15 protein-coding genes are annotated in these 16,155 nt (G+C 65.7%); 12 read left to right on the top strand and 3 right to left on the bottom strand.

Annotated elements, in window-relative coordinates:
* The first annotated feature begins 58 nt into the window (after positions 1 to 58).
* Entirely contained in the window at positions 59 to 1,633 is a 1,575-nt protein-coding gene (locus tag ACVOKU_RS03885) for a S15 peptidase family protein (protein WP_481559151.1), read from the top strand.
* Here ACVOKU_RS03885 and ACVOKU_RS03880 read toward each other — a convergent pair.
* Together ACVOKU_RS03880 and ACVOKU_RS03875 are read right to left on the bottom strand one after the other, a co-directional pair.
* Positions 1,607 to 4,033 (bottom strand): ATP-binding protein, encoded by a 2,427-nt coding sequence (locus ACVOKU_RS03880; protein WP_481559150.1) that lies wholly within the window; start codon positions 4,031 to 4,033, stop codon positions 1,607 to 1,609. The genes ACVOKU_RS03885 and ACVOKU_RS03880 overlap by 27 nt on opposite strands.
* Before the next feature lie 265 nt (positions 4,034 to 4,298).
* Positions 4,299 to 5,051 carry a response regulator gene (locus tag ACVOKU_RS03875; RefSeq protein WP_241685943.1) on the bottom strand — a complete coding sequence of 251 codons (753 nt, stop codon included), beginning with the start codon at positions 5,049 to 5,051 and terminating at the stop codon, positions 4,299 to 4,301.
* Between ACVOKU_RS03875 and ACVOKU_RS03870 the strand changes: the two genes are divergently transcribed.
* Positions 5,019 to 5,663 (top strand): LuxR C-terminal-related transcriptional regulator, encoded by a 645-nt coding sequence (locus tag ACVOKU_RS03870; RefSeq protein WP_481559149.1) that lies wholly within the window; start codon positions 5,019 to 5,021, stop codon positions 5,661 to 5,663. The genes ACVOKU_RS03875 and ACVOKU_RS03870 overlap by 33 nt on opposite strands.
* A gap of 90 nt (positions 5,664 to 5,753) precedes the next feature.
* A complete protein-coding gene (locus tag ACVOKU_RS03865; protein WP_481559148.1) occupies positions 5,754 to 5,957 on the top strand; it encodes a hypothetical protein in 204 nt (67 codons plus the stop codon).
* A 35-nt stretch (positions 5,958 to 5,992) separates the two neighbouring features.
* Here ACVOKU_RS03865 and ACVOKU_RS03860 read toward each other — a convergent pair whose 3' ends face one another.
* A complete protein-coding gene (locus tag ACVOKU_RS03860; protein WP_481559147.1) occupies positions 5,993 to 6,298 on the bottom strand; it encodes a hypothetical protein in 306 nt (101 codons plus the stop codon).
* 306 nt (positions 6,299 to 6,604) lie between these two features.
* Between ACVOKU_RS03860 and ACVOKU_RS03855 the strand changes: the two genes are divergently transcribed.
* The 9 genes from ACVOKU_RS03855 to ACVOKU_RS03815 all read left to right on the top strand — a co-directional run bounded on the left by ACVOKU_RS03855 (position 6,605) and on the right by ACVOKU_RS03815 (position 16,129).
* A complete protein-coding gene (locus tag ACVOKU_RS03855) occupies positions 6,605 to 7,093 on the top strand; it encodes a hypothetical protein (RefSeq protein WP_481559146.1) in 489 nt (162 codons plus the stop codon).
* Positions 7,094 to 7,263: 170 nt separating this feature from the next.
* The gene (locus ACVOKU_RS03850; RefSeq protein WP_481559145.1) at positions 7,264 to 8,007 is read left to right on the top strand and encodes a CS1 fimbrial subunit B flags: Precursor; all 744 of its coding nucleotides are present in this window, start codon (positions 7,264 to 7,266) and stop codon (positions 8,005 to 8,007) included.
* A 66-nt stretch (positions 8,008 to 8,073) separates the two neighbouring features.
* The gene (locus ACVOKU_RS03845) at positions 8,074 to 8,571 is read left to right on the top strand and encodes a CS1 type fimbrial major subunit (RefSeq protein WP_279941452.1); all 498 of its coding nucleotides are present in this window, start codon (positions 8,074 to 8,076) and stop codon (positions 8,569 to 8,571) included.
* 83 nt (positions 8,572 to 8,654) lie between these two features.
* On the top strand, positions 8,655 to 11,186 hold the full coding sequence (locus tag ACVOKU_RS03840; RefSeq protein WP_481559144.1) for a TcfC E-set like domain-containing protein: 2,532 nt from the start codon (positions 8,655 to 8,657) through the stop codon (positions 11,184 to 11,186).
* On the top strand, positions 11,183 to 12,406 hold the full coding sequence (locus ACVOKU_RS03835; RefSeq protein ID WP_481559142.1) for a hypothetical protein: 1,224 nt from the start codon (positions 11,183 to 11,185) through the stop codon (positions 12,404 to 12,406). The genes ACVOKU_RS03840 and ACVOKU_RS03835 overlap by 4 nt, the downstream gene beginning before the upstream one ends.
* An 81-nt stretch (positions 12,407 to 12,487) precedes the next feature.
* A complete protein-coding gene (locus tag ACVOKU_RS03830) occupies positions 12,488 to 13,084 on the top strand; it encodes an NADPH-dependent FMN reductase (protein WP_481559141.1) in 597 nt (198 codons plus the stop codon).
* 11 nt (positions 13,085 to 13,095) lie between these two features.
* Positions 13,096 to 13,779, top strand: coding sequence for a hypothetical protein (locus ACVOKU_RS03825; protein ID WP_481559140.1), 684 nt, complete (start codon positions 13,096 to 13,098; stop codon positions 13,777 to 13,779).
* Positions 13,780 to 13,798: 19 nt separating this feature from the next.
* A complete protein-coding gene (locus ACVOKU_RS03820) occupies positions 13,799 to 14,749 on the top strand; it encodes a DUF2268 domain-containing putative Zn-dependent protease (RefSeq protein ID WP_481559139.1) in 951 nt (316 codons plus the stop codon).
* Positions 14,750 to 14,839: 90 nt separating this feature from the next.
* Positions 14,840 to 16,129 carry a serine hydrolase domain-containing protein gene (locus ACVOKU_RS03815; protein ID WP_481559138.1) on the top strand — a complete coding sequence of 430 codons (1,290 nt, stop codon included), beginning with the start codon at positions 14,840 to 14,842 and terminating at the stop codon, positions 16,127 to 16,129.
* Positions 16,130 to 16,155 lie beyond the last annotated feature (26 nt).

The following is a 16,155-nucleotide window of genomic DNA, read 5'->3' as shown; positions in this document are numbered from 1 at the left end:
CACCATTCGCACTGGTACGGTCCGGCTCGTCGCACTGCAGCGACGGGGAGAAACGACGATGCGCAAGATGCTGCTGCTGTTGATCCTGCTGACCGGCCTGTCACCTGCCGCCTGGGCGGTGACCGTCACCACCACCCATCAGACGATACCCAGCTGGGACGGAACACCGCTCGGGGTATTGGTCATCCAGCCGCTGGGGCAGGGCGAGGGACGCCTTCCGCTGCTGGTCATGCCCAGCAGCTGGGCCGTTCCCAGCGTGGAATATGTCGGCGTCGCGCAGGCGCTGGCCCAGCGTGGCTATATCGTGCTCAGCTACAGTTCGCGCGGGTTCTGGGAGTCGGGTGGGGCGATCGACATCGCCGGACCCGCCACCGTGGAAGATGTCAGCGCGCTGATCGACTGGGCGCTGGACAACACCCGGGCCGATCCTGCCCGCATCGGTGTCTCCGGCATCTCCTACGGCGCCGGCACCAGCCTGCTGGCGGCGGCGCGTGATCCCCGCATCAAGGCGGTGGCCGCACTGAGCGGCTGGGCCGACCTGCAGGCGGCGCTGTACAGCAATGACACCCCCAGCGCGCAGGGCATTGCCCTGCTGGTGGCCGCCGGCCTGGCCACCGGTCGTCCCGGTGAGGAGCTGGCCACGATCAACCGCAGGGTGGTGACCGGCAACTTCCAGGGCGCGGTGGAATCGCTGCTGCCGGTTGCGGCACTGCGCAGCCCATCGGCCAGCGTGGCGGAGATCAACGCCAACCGCCCCGCCATCTTCCTGGCCAATGCCTTCAACGACAGCCTGTTCCCGCCCGGCCAGCTGGTGGACTTCTTCAATGCGTTGACCGGCCCCAAGCAGCTGCAGCTGCGTCATGGCGATCATGCCCTCAACGAGGCGCTGGGTGCGCTGGGCGTGCCGAATGAGGTCTACGCCTCGGTGGGGGACTGGTTTGATCACTACCTCAAGGGCGTGGCGAACGGCATCGATCGTGCCCCGGCCGTGCAGCTGAAATCGCAGAAGGGCAGCTGGACCACCTATGCAGACTGGCAGGCGACCCGTGCCGGCGCGACCCAGTACGCGCTGACCGCGCCGGGCGGACTCCTGCTTCCCACGGGCGGCCTGGTCGAGAACGGGCGCAGCAGCGGCTGGAGCTACCGCATCGGCAGTGGCCTGGCGACCGCTGCCAACTCCGGGGTCGCAATGGTGTCCGGCACCCTGCAGATGATCAACGTCCCGCCCGGTGCGTACGTCCCCTTCATCGGCCGCAATGCCGCCGGCGTCTGGCAGAGCCCGGTCTACTGGAGCGCCCGTCGCCTGGATGGCATGCCGGAAGTGCGCGTCACCGTCACCCCCAGCCGGGCCGACACCACGCTGTACGCGTACCTGTTCGTCGAGGACGTCCTCGGCAACGGGCAGCTGATCAGCCACAAGCCGTACACCCTGCGCGGCGCGACCCCAGGGCAGGCCAGCACGCTCGATCTGCGTCTTGAAGCGAGCAGCTGGAACATCCCGGCCGGAAGCCGGCTGACCCTGGTGATCGACACCGTGGACCTGCGCTATGCCGGCGTCAGCCAGCTGGGTGGAACGGTCACCTTCAGTTCCCCGGCCAACGCACCTTCAGTCCTGCGGGTGCCCCTGCACTGAGGTGATGCCGCGTTCCTCGACGGGGACGCGTGCGGTGGAGGAAGTGCGCGGCGCCGCTGCCAGCGGCGCCTGCTGCATCCGCGTGCCATGCGCCGCATACCATCGCAGGTCTGCGATGAAGCCCGCGATGTCGCCGGCCAACGCCGGGTCTGCCGTGCGTTGACGCAGTGCCGGCATCAGGGCCCGCGCGATGGCTTCGATGCCACGCTCGCCAGCGATGGCCGCGCTGCCGCAGATGCGATGGGCCAGGTCGCCGGCCTTGCCCCAGACACCCGCCTCGACCGCGACCTGGAGATCCTGCAGGTCGCTGTCATACGATTCCCAGAAGATCTCCAGCATTCCGCGTGCGATCTCGTCCCCCGGTCCCCGGCCCAGCCAGGCCCTGAGCTGGAAGGTGGAGAGAGGTTTGGTCACGACGTGATCGAACCCTGCCTCGGCGCACTCCCTGGCATGTTCGACGCCTTCCATCGCTGAGATCGCCAGGATTCTGGCACGCCCCTGCTGTCGCGAGCGTTCAATCGCGCGGATCCGTCGGCACAGTGCGTAGCCGTCCATGTCGGGCAGGTTGCAGTCCAGCAGGATCGAGCCGAACTGAGGATCCGTCTCGATCACGCGCAGGGCATGTGCGGCGTCTGCCGCCAAGGTCACCGGCAGCCCCATCGCCTCGATCTGCGCCTTGAACATCCGTGCACTGTAGATGTGATCTTCCACGATCAGTACCGATGGATTTCCAGGCGTAGCAGTCGCCTGCGGTTGCAGTGCGGGCGTCGGAGCAGAAGGTTCGCCGGCCCGCGCGTGACGCGCGGGAAGCACGACGTGGAAACGACTGCCTTGTTCGGGGCTGCTCTCCACACGGATGGAACCCCCCAGCCGCTGCGTGATGCGTGAGCAGATGGACAGGCCCAGGCCAGCGCCGCCCAGGGCGCGTCCCTGCCGGCTCTGCCAGTAGTCGGAGAACAAGGCTTCGCGCTCCTCGGCACTCATGCCGATGCCGCTGTCGATGACCTCGATGTTCAGCGTGCAGTGCCCGGACGTGCCGGTCTCCACCCACAGGCGCACACGTACGTCACCGTTGCGTGTGAACTTGATCGCGTTGGACAACAGGTTGACGACCACCTGCCGCACCACGATGGGATCGATCCACAGATCGCCCGGCTCGCCACCGGGCAGTTCGACATGGCATGTCACGTTGCGCTCGCGCGCCTGCGGGCGGAACGCGCGCACCGACTCCTCGATCAGGGGGCACAGCGCGACCCGCGTTGGCTCCGCTGCGCGGCTGCCTCCTTCAAATCGCGAGTACTCCAATGCGTTGTTCAGCAGAAGACTGAGGCTGGAGGCACTGGCCAGGGCTGCATCGAGGGCCTCTTCCTGCTCCGGAAGCACGGGTCCCTTGCCGAGCAGGTCGGTTGCCGAAAGCAGCGCATTGGCCGAATTGCGGATTTCATGGCTGACCACGGCCAGCATCCTTGCCTTCTCCTGCGCGGCGCGTTTGGCCAGATCCCGTGATTGCTTCATCTGGTAGGCCGCGAACGCCAGCGCCAGCAGGACGAGGGCGGCGGAAATCGCTTCCGTCCGGTAGTACAGCAGGATTGCGCCGATCGAGGGCGGCGTGCGGTACACCGTCTCCAGCCAGCCATCGATCACATCCCGGTGATGCGCGACCGAAAGCGCGCGGAGTCCGCTGTCGATGGTGTCCAGCAGCGCCTTGTCCTCGCGCCTGACCACCGCACGCACCACGATCGGCAGCTCCGCGACCGCACCGGACGCGACCAGAGTGTGCTGGAAATAGCGACGGATCACCGGGTTGTACAGCGCATCGGTTCCCAGCGCCGCATCCGCCGTTCCCGACTCGACCGCACCGAGGATCTGCGGCACTCCCGTGAACTCCAGCACCTTGATATCCGGATGATGGCGCCGGATCCAGTCAACGTACTGGCTGCCCTCGCGTACGGCGACCACGTGGCCGGCCAGCGCGCCAAGCGTAGCGAAACCGGGCCCCGCCGCTCGCGAGAACAGCAATGTCCTGCCCTCGAAGTAGGGTGGCGACACCAGGAAGCGGTCATCCTGTGGAAGATCCAGGTCCATGACCGAAGGCACAAGATCCACCTCGCCCGACTGAAGCTGACGGTAGGCCTCCGCGGGCGATCCGGTGGGTACGAACTGGAAGCGGACGCCCGCGAGCCCGGCGATGTGCATCATGTAGCGATAGGCGGAAGCACCTTTCCCGGTGGCGAAGCCAACCGCACGCCCTCCATCAAGCTGCGGATCGGCGGCCACACGGATGATGCGCGCCTGCGTGGCGTCGTCGTTGCGGGAGGAGTGATGGACGCCGGCAGCAAGCGCGCAGAGCACAAGCGCGGCTGCAGCCAGCAGCCCGGCCATTCCTGTTGATCGTTTCATCGGCCTTCCAGAGGCGGGCAAAGCACGTGAGCGGATCTCACGGGACGTTGTGCTGAAGAGGCCGTGGCGACGCGGTGCTGTCACCCCCCGGTGCTCCTCCATTTCGGTGCTGGAAGGCTAGCAAAGAGTGCCCGATGCGTCTTTGCAACTAATTGTATTGGAGAACCTGAACGAGCCGTACATCATTCGTGCCCCGGCCCGCTGCTGCCGTCCCACTACACGAGGTGCCAACGCGACTCTGGGCGTGCCCCATCGGCAGACACGCTCACTCCAGTCCCAAGTCCGATGCGAACCTGAAGAGTTCGGCATTGCTGCTTACGCCGAGCTTGCGCATTGCTGCACGCTTCTGGGTGCTGACCGTCTGCTTGGTGATCGCCAGCTCGAGCGCGATCTCGTTCACACCCTTGCCCGCCAGGAACAGATGTACCACCTGCGCTTCGCGGGGCGAGAGCAGTTCGCCGGCGGAGTCGAATCCGTTCACATCCCGGCTGGCCAGGATGGCAGGTGAGAAATACCGGCGCCCCTGTGATGCGGCCAGCAGTGCTCTGGCGACATGGTGCAGGTCATCCGACTTGCTGACCACCGCAGCCACCCCCCGCGTGAGCAGCACCTGGATGATCGGCCACTGGTCCATCGCGGTGAGCACCACGATCCGCAGTGCGGGGTGTCTGCTGCTCAACGCGTCCACCAACGCCAGCCCATCGCTGCCGTCGCCAGCGGGCATGGAGTAGTCGACGACAGCGACATCGGCAGGCTGGACAGTGAGGAGGTCCAGCAGTTCGACGCCGTTCGCAACGCTGGCCAGGCATTGGAATCCTGCCTGCTCATCGATGATCGCCTCAACCGCAAAGCGTGTGATCGGATGATCGTCGGCAATGACAACATGCTCGACTCGGTCTCTCATGGTGTTTTCCTTCGCATTGGGTTTCGCGAACAGGAAACTTCCGGCCAACCTGACAAGCGTCAACAGAAGGAGGCGCGAATAATGCCTGTCGAATTCATCATCGCCGATGATCACCCCGTGGTCACCATCGGCGTTGCCCGGCTCGTCGCCGCACACCCGGACCTGTCCCTGCGGGGGTGTGCCAGGAATTCGAGCGAGCTCGTCAACCTGCTGGCCACCACCAGCGTGCAGGTCGCGGTGATCGACTACTCGATGCCGGGTGGCGAGTACGGAGACGGTCTGTCATTGATCCGCTTCCTCCTGCGACGCTTTCCTCGCACGGCGCTCGTCCTGCTCACCGGGAACGACAGCAGCCACATCATCGAGCATGCGCAGCGGGCCGGCGTGAAATGCATCGTTGCCAAGTCCGATCCGCTGGAGTACCTGCCACCGGCCATCCTCGCCGCGGCCGTCGGCAGGAACCACCTGTCGCCGCGGATGCTCGAACTCGCTTCACTGCATGAGCAGCAACCGGGCGTGGTGCTGTCGGGTCGCGAGCTGGAGGTCCTGCGCCTTCTGGTCGAAGGTTACAGCCAGCGCGAGGTGGCCCGCCAGTTGTGCCGCAGCGTACAGACCATCAGTGCACAGAAGCGCTCGGCGATGAAGAAGCTCGGCCTCAACAGCACCATCGATGTCCATCGCTATGCTGCCGCCAATGGCTGGGTGACCTGTGCCGATGGCGGATAGGCCTGCGGCATTTGCAAACTAGTTCGATTGTGGAAGTGAACTGCCATCCATACAGTGACTGCAACTTAACTCGTAATCCGGGGGAGCGGAATGACCATTGAACTGGATGCCTGCGTAGCCGGAGTGCTTGCACGGTTCGCTGCACTGGATGTCGAGCAGCAGCGGTGGTTCCTTGATTCATTGAACGGCTACATGTATGCGTCCGCGCCGCAGCGGAGGCAGCTGCGCAGCACGTGGGAGAACCATGGTCACGACAAGGTGGGCGGTCGCAGCGCCGTGCCCCGGCAGGCCTAGGCGGCCACGCGGGTGGAGTGGGGCGCCCGCACACATCATCGCTGTTCCGTGACGCCCACGATCTGCACCGATTCCCGATACAGTGCAGCAACGCCGGACCTCGCCGCGCTTGCCTGCTCGAGCAATGTCTCTTCCACGGGCAGAAGCCCGGAGCGACATGCCTGCACCACGTCCTTGCACTCCATCATCATCCATTTCGTCTGACTGTCGTCCATCACGATTCTCGACAGCACGCGCGATGCTTTGCGCAATGCGATCTCCCGCGATGATGCATGGGCACAGACATAGGCGTAGAGCGGCGGCGCCAGGCCTTGGCGATCACGCCGCAGGTCGAACTTCATCAGAAAGCACACACGCATCCGAACACCGCATCTCCGGCCTGGTCAAACGGCACGCCATCGCGCCGCCAGTGCAACTCCAGCGGATTTCGCTGCAGTGCAATATGGCAACAGTGCAATCAAGTGCGCGTTCTTTCCATAGAACTTTTATCAATCATCCGCTGCTGAACAGAGGGGTGGGGCAGTCCGCGCTGAATTTCGGAGTTGTTCGATTGAGCGCCTGGGCTGGCAGTCATAGCATGAGCGGCGCGCCGGCAGGGGGAACGGTCGGCGGCCATCACCTACATGGATCATGTCGAGGGGTAAGAGATGTTCGCAGCGGGAGCCGGAGTACTGTCGGACCTGCGTCACTGCCTGTGCCGTGGCTCCGCAACGACGCCGCGCAATGACGCTGCCATCGTAGATCCATCATCTGCATCGGAAGACGCGGGGGTGCGGAGCGCCATTGCCTTCCTGTGTCGATTCCCTGATCGCGATGTGCCGGTGATCAACAGCCGGTTCATGGGCCGGTCGCTGACGGTCAGTATCGGGCTGGAGCCCCGGGGCGTCGGTCACGCAGGAAGGCCGCCCACGGCAGCAGAACTGCGCGCACTCCGCAGCGCGTGCGGCCGCGGTCGCATCCACACTGTCGCCATCGCCACACGCACTGCGGCGCCGATCACGCTGCACGGCATGTTCCGCTCGGTGCCCGATGGCGAAGGCGTGCTGATTCTGTGCGCTGACGATGGGGTCCGCCGGCACGTGATCGATCTGATGGGGTTGTCAAACTACTGTTCCAGCTGCGGCATCATCACGTAATTCGACGGTACAGCGCGCACTGCACAAACCTGAGCCGTTCATCCGCTCGGCCCGGAACTTCGAATTATTCGGAAAAGTTGCATACCCAGGGAGAGTACCCCTCCCTATCGTAGCGCACTTCAGTGAAGGCGGTGTCGGCAGCGCCACACCCCGGCCTCAAGGAAGCCTCGATGAAACGCCTCATTCTGCTGGGCGCAGCACTGCTGTTGCCCGCGTTCGCCAGCGCCGAAATGCCGTCGATCCACGTCGGCGCCATGTACGAGTACCTGTTGCCAGACCAGGGCGCATTGCTGAAGCGTGTCCGCAACAGCGGTGACGCCACGGCATTCGTGCGTGTGCAGATTACCGAAGTGCGCTACACGGAGGACAACACGCCCTACGAGGTCGATGTGGCGCCGGGTGTATATGGCCGTGCTGGCAACGCACTGATCGCCAGCCCTTCGCGCCTCATCGTTCCGCGCCAGGGGCAGCAGGCCACACGGCTGCTTTATCACGGCGATCGCGACAAGGAGCGCTATTACCGTGTCCGCTTCGTGCCTGTGCTGCCGAAGAAGGAGGACGAGTTCGCCCTGACCGAGGCGCAGTCCGAAGACTATCGCCGTGCCATCGCGGCCGGCGTCAACGTGCTGACCGGCTATGGCGTCTTCGTCATCGTGCATCCGGAAGCGCCGTCGCCCGATCTGCGCACCGATCGCCAGGCCGACCGCACCGTGGTGCACAACGCGGGCAACAGCACCGTGGTGCTCGACAACGTGCGTCAGTGCAGCACCGGCACGCAGCCCGGGCAATGCGGCGCCTCGCGCAGGGTGCATCTGCTACCCGGGCGCAGCGAAGCATTCGCGCATCTGCCTGGCCAAGACCATCGCTTTGAAATTGTCGAGGGGAAATCCCGCAAATCCGTCCTGCTCGACTAGCAGCTTCCTCTGAAGCTGCGTCCACCGCCGCACACGTCGGCATTTTCCAACCCTGGAGCAATTGCAATGAACCTGAAGTCCATCACCGTGGCCGCCCTGGCCGCCCTTACCCTGTCGCCGGCCGTCGCCTTCGCCGATCCGGAGCAGTTCCCGCTGCAGATCAACGTCACGGCCACCGTGCCGTCGCCGACCGGCCTGCAGATTTCCCCCGTGGGTGACTGGGCCGGCGAAACCCAGGACCTGCCGTGGAACATGACCACGCAGCGTCTGGAGCCGGTGCAGAAGCAGATCGACATGAAGAGCGGCCTGGGCGCGATCACTGCGCACCTTGCCTACGACGCCAAACTGGCGGCGGACGCCGGTGAAATGCCGATGTCGGTTTCCGTGGCCGGCAAGACCCTGGCCGTGGGCCCGGCGGCCGCCGTTGAAGTCGCGACTGAAGTCGAGGCCGCGGCTGGCAAGCGTGCCCTCGTGTCCATCGCAGCGGCGCCGACCGGCGGCGACTACCTGCAGGGCAACTACAGCGGCACCGTTTCGATGATGTTCGAAAGCCGTTCGCCGTAAGCACAGTCCTGTGCAGACCGGGCGCGCTCGTGCCCCTTTGGAGCGCGGGCGCGCCCGTCAGTCTTACTCAACAAGAAGCCATCATGTCTCCGCGCATCCTCCCTTTCGCCATTACCCTCGCGCTGTTCTGCACCGCGCCTGCCGTGCTGGCTGCCGAGGGCGCGCTGGACACACTGAATCTGCTGGAGCAGTCCGATGCCCTGCCGGATGACTTCCGCGATCACTTCTTCGATGTGCCGCTGGTGGTCAGGGTAGAGCGGGACGGCGAGTATCTCGGCGACGCGCGCGCCGTGCTTACCCGCGGCAACGCGGTGTCGTTGCTGGAGTTCACCGACGCGCATGGCAGCACCCAGCCCGAGAGCGAGCGCGAGCGTTGGCTGGCCGTGCTGGGCTCCCCTCATGCCCTCGGCCCGTGCACCAAGCCGTGCCGCGATGGGCTCGCCGGCCTGCACTACAGCCTCGAGAGCTCCCTGCTTTCGATCGCCTCCGAAGCGGCCGGCCAGGCGTTGGCGGTGCAGCGCCACCTGTCGCTGCCTGATTCCGGCAGCAGTGGCCTGATCCTGCGCCACCAGTTGAATGCCTATGGCGGGGAGGGCCAGCGGGCTGCCGGTCGCTACGCGCTCGCCGCACAGGGCAGCGTGGGCAACTGGACACTGGACGCCAGCTACCAGGCGGACCGCAGTGGCGAGGATGATCGTCGCGTCCGCCATGTCCTGCAGTCACTGCACGCGCAGCGTGAGTTCAAGGACCATTTCCTGCGTGCAGGATGGTTCCTCCCGAATTTCGACGGCGTCACGCGGCAGCCCCGTGGCGCCGGACGCACCCGTTTCACCACCTTCGGGGTGATGGCCGGTTCGTCCGATACGCTGCTGGTCGACAGTCGTTCGCCCAGCCTGTACCCGGTATATGTGACTGCCAACCGCGAGGGCAGCGTCGAGGTCTACCGTGACGGCAGCCTGATCCTGACCCAGGCGGTCCGTCCGGGGCTTCAGCAGGTGGAGACGCGACGTCTGCCTGGCGGCATCTATGAAGTGGAACTGCGTGTGATCGAGGACGGACGCGAAACGTCACGGACAACGTCCATCATCCACAAACCCGCCCAGTGGCGCGATCCCAGCCGGCGTTGGCGCTACAGCGCCTTTGCCGGCGTGCAGGACAGCCTGCTGGACAGCTTCGATGATCCCGGCGCGGGCCGGCCCGCCGTGGGCGGCGTGGTCAACTATCTTGCGCATCCGCGTGCGGTGCTTGGCGTTGCTGTGCAATCCATCGGGGACGAGCGCTCGCTTGCCGGTTCAGTCGACTGGCAGGTCAACGACTGGGCCAATGTCTACACGAATGCCTATACCTCCAACCGGACCGGCAAGGGCGTGGACCTGCAGGGCCTGCTGCGCTACCGCAATGGCAGCGTGATCGCTTCTCATACGCGGAGCTGGCAGGCGCAGGGCGACCTCATCGAGCCTCCGCCGTTTCCCGGGTACACCAGCGCGCCCGTGCGCGAGGGCTGGTTGCGCACCTCGGCAGTCGGAGTCAATCACGGGTTCGGCCGGCATGGCCAGCTCTCGGCCCGGATCTCACACAGCCAGGGCATCAGCCGCGGCACCGGCTTCGACCTTTCATTCAGCCGTCGGCAGGCGCTGTTCGGCAGTGACGCCAACTGGCGGGCCTCGGTCTTCGATCGCCCCGGCAGCATCAGCTCGGGCCTGCGACGCAATCGTGGCGTGGAGTTCACCTTGAACATCGCGCTCGGCCAGGATGGGCGCCGCTACAGTGGCAGCCTTGGCTCACGTACCGGGGCCCGGGGCGGCCGTGACGTCTACGCCAGCGCAGGCGTACAACAGAGCTTCGCTGACAGCATCGTCCACAGTGTCGCCGGGCAGGTCACCGTGGACAGCACCGGCATCGGCCTGGGCGGCAACGCCCACTTCGAGTCGGCTGCACTGCGCGGGGATCTCCATCTGCAGCGCTCTTCGCTGGACGGTGGCGTGAGCGGGGGCGTCAATCTGGAAAGCACGCTTGCCGTGGGCGGAGGCTCCCTGGCGATCGCGGGCGACGGCCAGGCCAGCATGGTCGACACCGGCATGATCATCGATGTGCGTTCGGACCTGGCCGGCGCCACGATCCGCGCCCATGACAGCCGTGGCGGTTCCCACATCCTGCGCCCCGGCCGCAATCTGCTGCCGGTGTCCGCCTACAGGCCCGGGTCGATCCAGCTCGACTTCGATGATCACCATGCGCCTGCCGCCGCGATCCAGCCGTCGGTGCTGCCCTATCACCTCAACAAGGGTGGCATCGCCTACAACCAGGTGGATGTCGTCAGAACGATCACCGTGCTGGGCCATCTGCAGGACTCGCACGGGCAGCCGTTGGCCGGTGCGCACGTGATCAATCATGCCGGGCGCAGTGTCGCCGAGGCCGATGGCTTCTTCGCCCTGGAGATGAACAGCCGGATGCCGACGCTGGTGGTGCGTCATCCGGACATCAGCACGTGCAGTTTCGAGCTGGATGGCCGCACAACCCGCCCGCGTGGGGAGATGTGGATGGCTGGCATCCTCAGATGTCCACCTTCGGCCGTGGCCGCACAGTCTGCGGCCGGCCATGCTGGAGAAGCACCATGATGTTCCATCTGCTGTGCCGCTTCCTTCGCCGGCTCACGCTCGGCGTGTCGATGCTGCTGCCCGCGCTGGCCGCGCAGGCGGGCGACGTGTACATCACGGCCGAGTTCAAGCCGGACCTGGCAAACCCCAACCAACGGGGATTCGTCAATACCACGCCGTGGAGCGGGGTCTGCGCCAATGCGCATATGGCGACCTGCATCGCCAACAACTGGTGGAGCATCGATACGACCGTCCGTGGCAGCAAGGAGGTGATCCGCAATGCGGACTACGGCCCGGACGGCTTCTATATCGCGATGCCGGCACCGCGCATCGTGACCGTCACGTCCGAGGATGGCGCCAGCAGCTTCGACCTCACCCTGCGGGTGATCGGCGCGGCGATGCGGTTCACCGACGAGGACAGGGACGGGGCGTCGAGCGGGTTCTACTCCAGCGGTGGACCGAACAACTGCTCGTATGGGGTGACAGGATCAAGTGCCTATACTGTCATGCGCATGCTTCTGCGCCGCGACGACGGACAGGGCGCCGTCGCCTGCGGCCTGCACTGGGTGAACACCAACAACTATGCCATCCCAGCACTGGATTTCGTCTATGCGCTGGAAACCCCGGCGCCGCTGGAGATGCGCAGTGGCATCTACACCGGTTCGACCCGATTCTCGTTCGGGGGAACCGGGCAGGGCAGTGACTTCGACCTCGGGCACCGGGTATCCCTGTCCGACAGCCTGGTGAACGTGCATTTCCGCCTGGAGGTGCGCCATGCGTTCCGGTTGGATGTGGCCCCGGGCATGGACCACGCGGTGCTGGCACCCAAAGGCGGGTGGAGCCAGTGGACCGACCATGGCATCGCACCGGCGCGGCTGCAGCAGGAAGTTCCGTTCCACATCAGCAGTTCCGGCCAGTTCAGTGTCTCGATGCAGTGCGAGCACCTGCAGGCGGACGGGCGCTGCGGGATCCGCAATACGAGCGTTGATGCCGATGACGTTCCGTTGGATGTCAGCCTGACATTGCCAGGTTTTCGTGATCGCGCGAGCGGCCGCCAGGTGGTGGATCTGCCGCTGCGGGTGAACCAGCCTCCGCCTGTATTCACCGCCGATGCCGTCATCATCGGGCGTTCGTCGACGCTTCGGTTCGCCGTGAACGGCGAGCCGGTACGGAAGATGCTGGACCACCCGGGCACCACGTATCAGGGCAGCGTCACCGTGGTGTTCGACGCAGATCCATAGCGCTGCGACGTGTGGTGTCTGGCATGATCGGCAGAGCATTCGGACGAGTGCTCTCCATCCGGTCCTTCCTGGGAACCTCTGATGCCTGACAATTCCGCCCCCCTGCGTGTACTCGCTTTCGCCGGCAGCCTGCGCCGGAACAGTTACAACCGGCACCTGATCGACGCTGCAGCGGGCTCGGCGCCGGCCGGCCTGTCGCTGACCGTCCATGACAGCATCGCTGACATCCCGCTGTTCAACGAAGACCTGGAAGCAGACGCAGCGGGAGGTCCGGCCGGCGTGATGCGCCTGCGTGCTGCCGTTGCGGCGGCCGACGGCGTGCTGATCGCCACGCCCGAATACAACCAGTCCCTGCCGGGCGTGCTGAAGAACACCCTGGACTGGCTGTCGCGCAACGATGCCGCGCTGGGTGAGGTGCTGTCCGGCAAGCCGGTCGCCATCATGGGCGCCACCCCGGGCCGGTGGGGCACACGGCTGGCGCAATCGCAGCTGCGCCACGCGCTGGCCGCGATGGGGGCACTCGTCATGACCTCGCCGCAGCTGTACATTGCCGAGGCGGTATCGGCACTCGACACCGCAACGAACGACTTCGATGACGCCACCCGCAAGCGGTTGCACCGCTTCCTGGAGGGGTTCCAGAGCTGGATTAACCAGTTGCGCGGGGAGCGCAGGCCATGAACCACACTCGCATGAAACCGATTGGATGCCTTGCCCTTGCCCTGGCCGCGATGCTGACCGGCAATGCCTGGGCCGAGTCAGACGAGAGCGCCAAGCGCCCGTCGACCGAGCAGTTGCAGCGGCTGATTGTCGACCGCTCGCCGCAGACTCGCGTCGAACGTCCTGACAGCGAGCGGATCACGGCCCGTCGCATCGACATCGTGGATGACAAGGGCGTGATCCGCATGACGCTGTCGGGGCAGACGCCGGCGCCGATCATCGATGGCATCCAGTACAAGCGCGCGTTCAACGTGGCGGGCATGGTGCTGTACGACGACAAGGGCAGTGAGCGCGGCGGGTTCGGCACCGCTGACATCGATGGCGGGATGGCCGTGCTGGCGCTGGATCACCCGGCCATGGATGCGATCGGCTGGCGGGTATCGCCCGATGGCGAGGTCCGCTTCTCGATCAATCAGGCACCGCCACCGATACGCGATGCCGCACTGGGCAACAAGCTGGTGCCGGGGGTGCAGGTTCCGACGCGCATCCAGATGGTGGTGGGCGCCGACGGCACGCCGGCCATCGCCTTGAATGACAAGCAGGACCGGACCCGCCTGCGCCTGACCGTCACTGCCGAAGGCCATGGTGCCATCGAGTTCCTCGATGCACAGGGCAGGGTGGTGCATACGCTGGCCCCGGAAGCCGGTGCGCAGTAGGCGCGGAACGGGGCGTACGATGGCATCGGTCACCTGCAGATGGATCGCCGGTGGGCTGGCAACGGCCTTGCTGGCGACAGCCGCACAGGCGGAGACCCGGGCGCGCGCGCCGGTCGTGCGAACCGATGATGTGACACGCTTCTTCGCGGTGATGAACGCCAGCGGTGGCAGGCCGGATGCATTGTTGCTGCAGCGCCGCTATCTGGAGCCGGGCAGCGATGCGCTGCATCAGTTCAGCGAACTGCGTATCGGCTCGATGCAGCGGCTTGCCGATGCAATCCAGCAGAAGCCGGCGCTGTATGTGAAGGCGCGCACGTGCGCTGCGGCACTGCCGGGCATCCGCAGCGGAGTGACCCGTGCGCTGCAGAATCTCGGCGATATCGTGCCGTCGGCCCGTTTCCCTCCGGTCACCCTCCTCGTCGGACGGGGCACCACCGGTGGCGTGACCACGCCGGACGGCGTGGTGATCGGCCTGGAGACACTCTGCAACGCGGACTGGATGCAGGCCGATGTGACGGAACGCTTCGTGCACCTGATCGCGCACGAGTATGTGCACGTGCAACAGCACGGCGCCGCTGTTGAAGTACCGGCGCCTACGCTGCTGTACCAGACGCTGCTGGAAGGCGGTGCAGAGTATGTGGGTGAACTGATCTCCGGGCAGCCCGCCAACAGCCATCTGCAGCGCTGGACCGCAGGGCGCGAATGCGCCCTGGAACGGGAGTTCGTCGCGCAGCGCGACAGCACCGACCTGTCGCGGTGGCTGTACAACGGCCCTGGCGACGACACCCGCCGCGGCGATCTGGGTTACTGGGTCGGGCAGCGCATCGCGCGGGCGTACGTCAACCGCGCCGACGACAGGCAGAAGGCCATTGCCGAGCTGCTGGATGTAAGGCCCGAAACAGCAGAGGCGCTGTTCATCGCCAGTGGTTGGACGCCGGCGTGCGTTCCCGGCAGTACCGCGGCGCGGTAGGCGGGTCGTGCTGAAGCCATGACTTCAGGCACTGCAGGCGGTCTGCCTCCATCGCCACTCTGACCGCATGTCCCAGGAAGGAGCATTGCCTTGTCTGCCATCCGACACGTGGCGTCCGTATTGCTGGCGTTCGCGCTGTACTGTCCTTTCGCCGAGGCCAGGCAGTCGCCTGCCGAGGTGCTGGCGGATATCGAGCGTAACGGGCGCGCTGCCCATTCCGACGCTCTGCTGATCCAGAAGGACGGTGTTCCACTGCTGGATGTGGCCTCGACCAGCGAGCCGATTCACCTCATGTCGGCCACCAAGTCGATCATGGCGCTGGCGATCGGCCTGCTGCTCGATGACGGGAAGCTTGCGTCGCTGGACGAACCGGTCAGTGCGATCTATCCGGAATGGCGCCAGGGCCAGAAGCGGGACATCACGGTAAGGATGTTGCTGGAGCATACCTCCGGCCTGCAGAACGTTCCCAACGCGGGGGTCGAGCTGGAATCCGCGCCGGATCTCGTGCAGCTCGCGCTCGCAGCGGAAATCACGTCCGTGCCCGGCAGCGCGTTCTCCTACAACAACAAGGCCACCAATCTTCTGCCGGGCATCATTGCCCGCCTGGCCGGCCAGCCCGTGGATGCTTATCTGGAGGCGCGCCTCTTCAGGCCCCTGGGGATCACGCGCCACGACTGGATGAAGGATGAAGCGGGCACGCCCTTGGGCATGGCCGGGCTCTCCCTGTCAGCCCGGGACCTGGCCGCCATTGGTCAGCTGATGCTCGATGGCGGCGTGGCCAAGGACGGAACGCGCCTGATGAGCGAACACGCGATGTCCTTGATGACCGTCGAGAGTGCGCAGTCTGCGGACGTCGGATTGCTGTGGTGGCGGCTGCCGGAATGGGAGCGATACACGCTGCGGAAGGATGCGCAGCGCACGCTCCGGGAGCGCGGCGTATCTGACCGGCTTCAACATGCACTGCTGGCGGCGGAAGGCAGCACCTTTGCCAGCAAGTCCGCGCTGATGACCCATCTCAGCCAGCAGCTGGGCGACGATTGGCAGCCGTTGTACGCCACCGAGATCACCGGCCGCGGGCTGAAGATCGCCGATCTTTTCCAATCCCAGCGTGGTCCGGTCAGCGCCTACGCCGCCAATGGATATCTTGGCCAGCACCTGGTGGTCGTGCCGGAGCAGCGCATCGTCGCGGTCCGGCTGATCCAGCGCAGGGAAAGCCATGCCTTCCCGGTCGACGATTACGCCACGTTTCCAACGGAGATCATTCGCCTGGCGAAGTCGATGCCTGCGTTGGCTGCGCCCGCCACGGGCATCGGCGGGGCGCAGGATGATGTTGCAGTGCACACAAAACTACGCAGCACAGCTAGTCCCATCCGGCTATAGGAGCCCAGCGCGGCTCGACGCACACT

This window comes from Stenotrophomonas sp. STEN147, assembly GCF_056757995.1.
The sequence above is the reverse complement of the archived record's forward strand: the minus strand, read 5'-3'. Positions and strand labels throughout refer to the sequence as shown.

Bases quoted from the DNA above. Each gene is read 5' to 3' on its own strand.
- ACVOKU_RS03885 (WP_481559151.1), top strand. From the start codon at position 59: ATGCGCAAGATGCTGCTGCTGTTGATCCTGCTGACCGGCCTGTCACCT.
- ACVOKU_RS03830 (WP_481559141.1), top strand. From the start codon at position 12,488: ATGCCTGACAATTCCGCCCCCCTGCGTGTACTCGCTTTCGCCGGCAGC.
- ACVOKU_RS03850 (WP_481559145.1), top strand. From the start codon at position 7,264: ATGAAACGCCTCATTCTGCTGGGCGCAGCACTGCTGTTGCCCGCGTTC.
- ACVOKU_RS03880 (WP_481559150.1), bottom strand. From the start codon at position 4,033: ATGAAACGATCAACAGGAATGGCCGGGCTGCTGGCTGCAGCCGCGCTT.
- ACVOKU_RS03870 (WP_481559149.1), top strand. From the start codon at position 5,019: ATGCCTGTCGAATTCATCATCGCCGATGATCACCCCGTGGTCACCATC.
- ACVOKU_RS03835 (WP_481559142.1), top strand. From the start codon at position 11,183: ATGATGTTCCATCTGCTGTGCCGCTTCCTTCGCCGGCTCACGCTCGGC.
- ACVOKU_RS03825 (WP_481559140.1), top strand. From the start codon at position 13,096: ATGAAACCGATTGGATGCCTTGCCCTTGCCCTGGCCGCGATGCTGACC.
- ACVOKU_RS03840 (WP_481559144.1), top strand. From the start codon at position 8,655: ATGTCTCCGCGCATCCTCCCTTTCGCCATTACCCTCGCGCTGTTCTGC.
- ACVOKU_RS03845 (WP_279941452.1), top strand. From the start codon at position 8,074: ATGAACCTGAAGTCCATCACCGTGGCCGCCCTGGCCGCCCTTACCCTG.
- ACVOKU_RS03855 (WP_481559146.1), top strand. From the start codon at position 6,605: ATGTTCGCAGCGGGAGCCGGAGTACTGTCGGACCTGCGTCACTGCCTG.
- ACVOKU_RS03860 (WP_481559147.1), bottom strand. From the start codon at position 6,298: ATGAAGTTCGACCTGCGGCGTGATCGCCAAGGCCTGGCGCCGCCGCTC.
- ACVOKU_RS03865 (WP_481559148.1), top strand. From the start codon at position 5,754: ATGACCATTGAACTGGATGCCTGCGTAGCCGGAGTGCTTGCACGGTTC.
- ACVOKU_RS03820 (WP_481559139.1), top strand. From the start codon at position 13,799: ATGGCATCGGTCACCTGCAGATGGATCGCCGGTGGGCTGGCAACGGCC.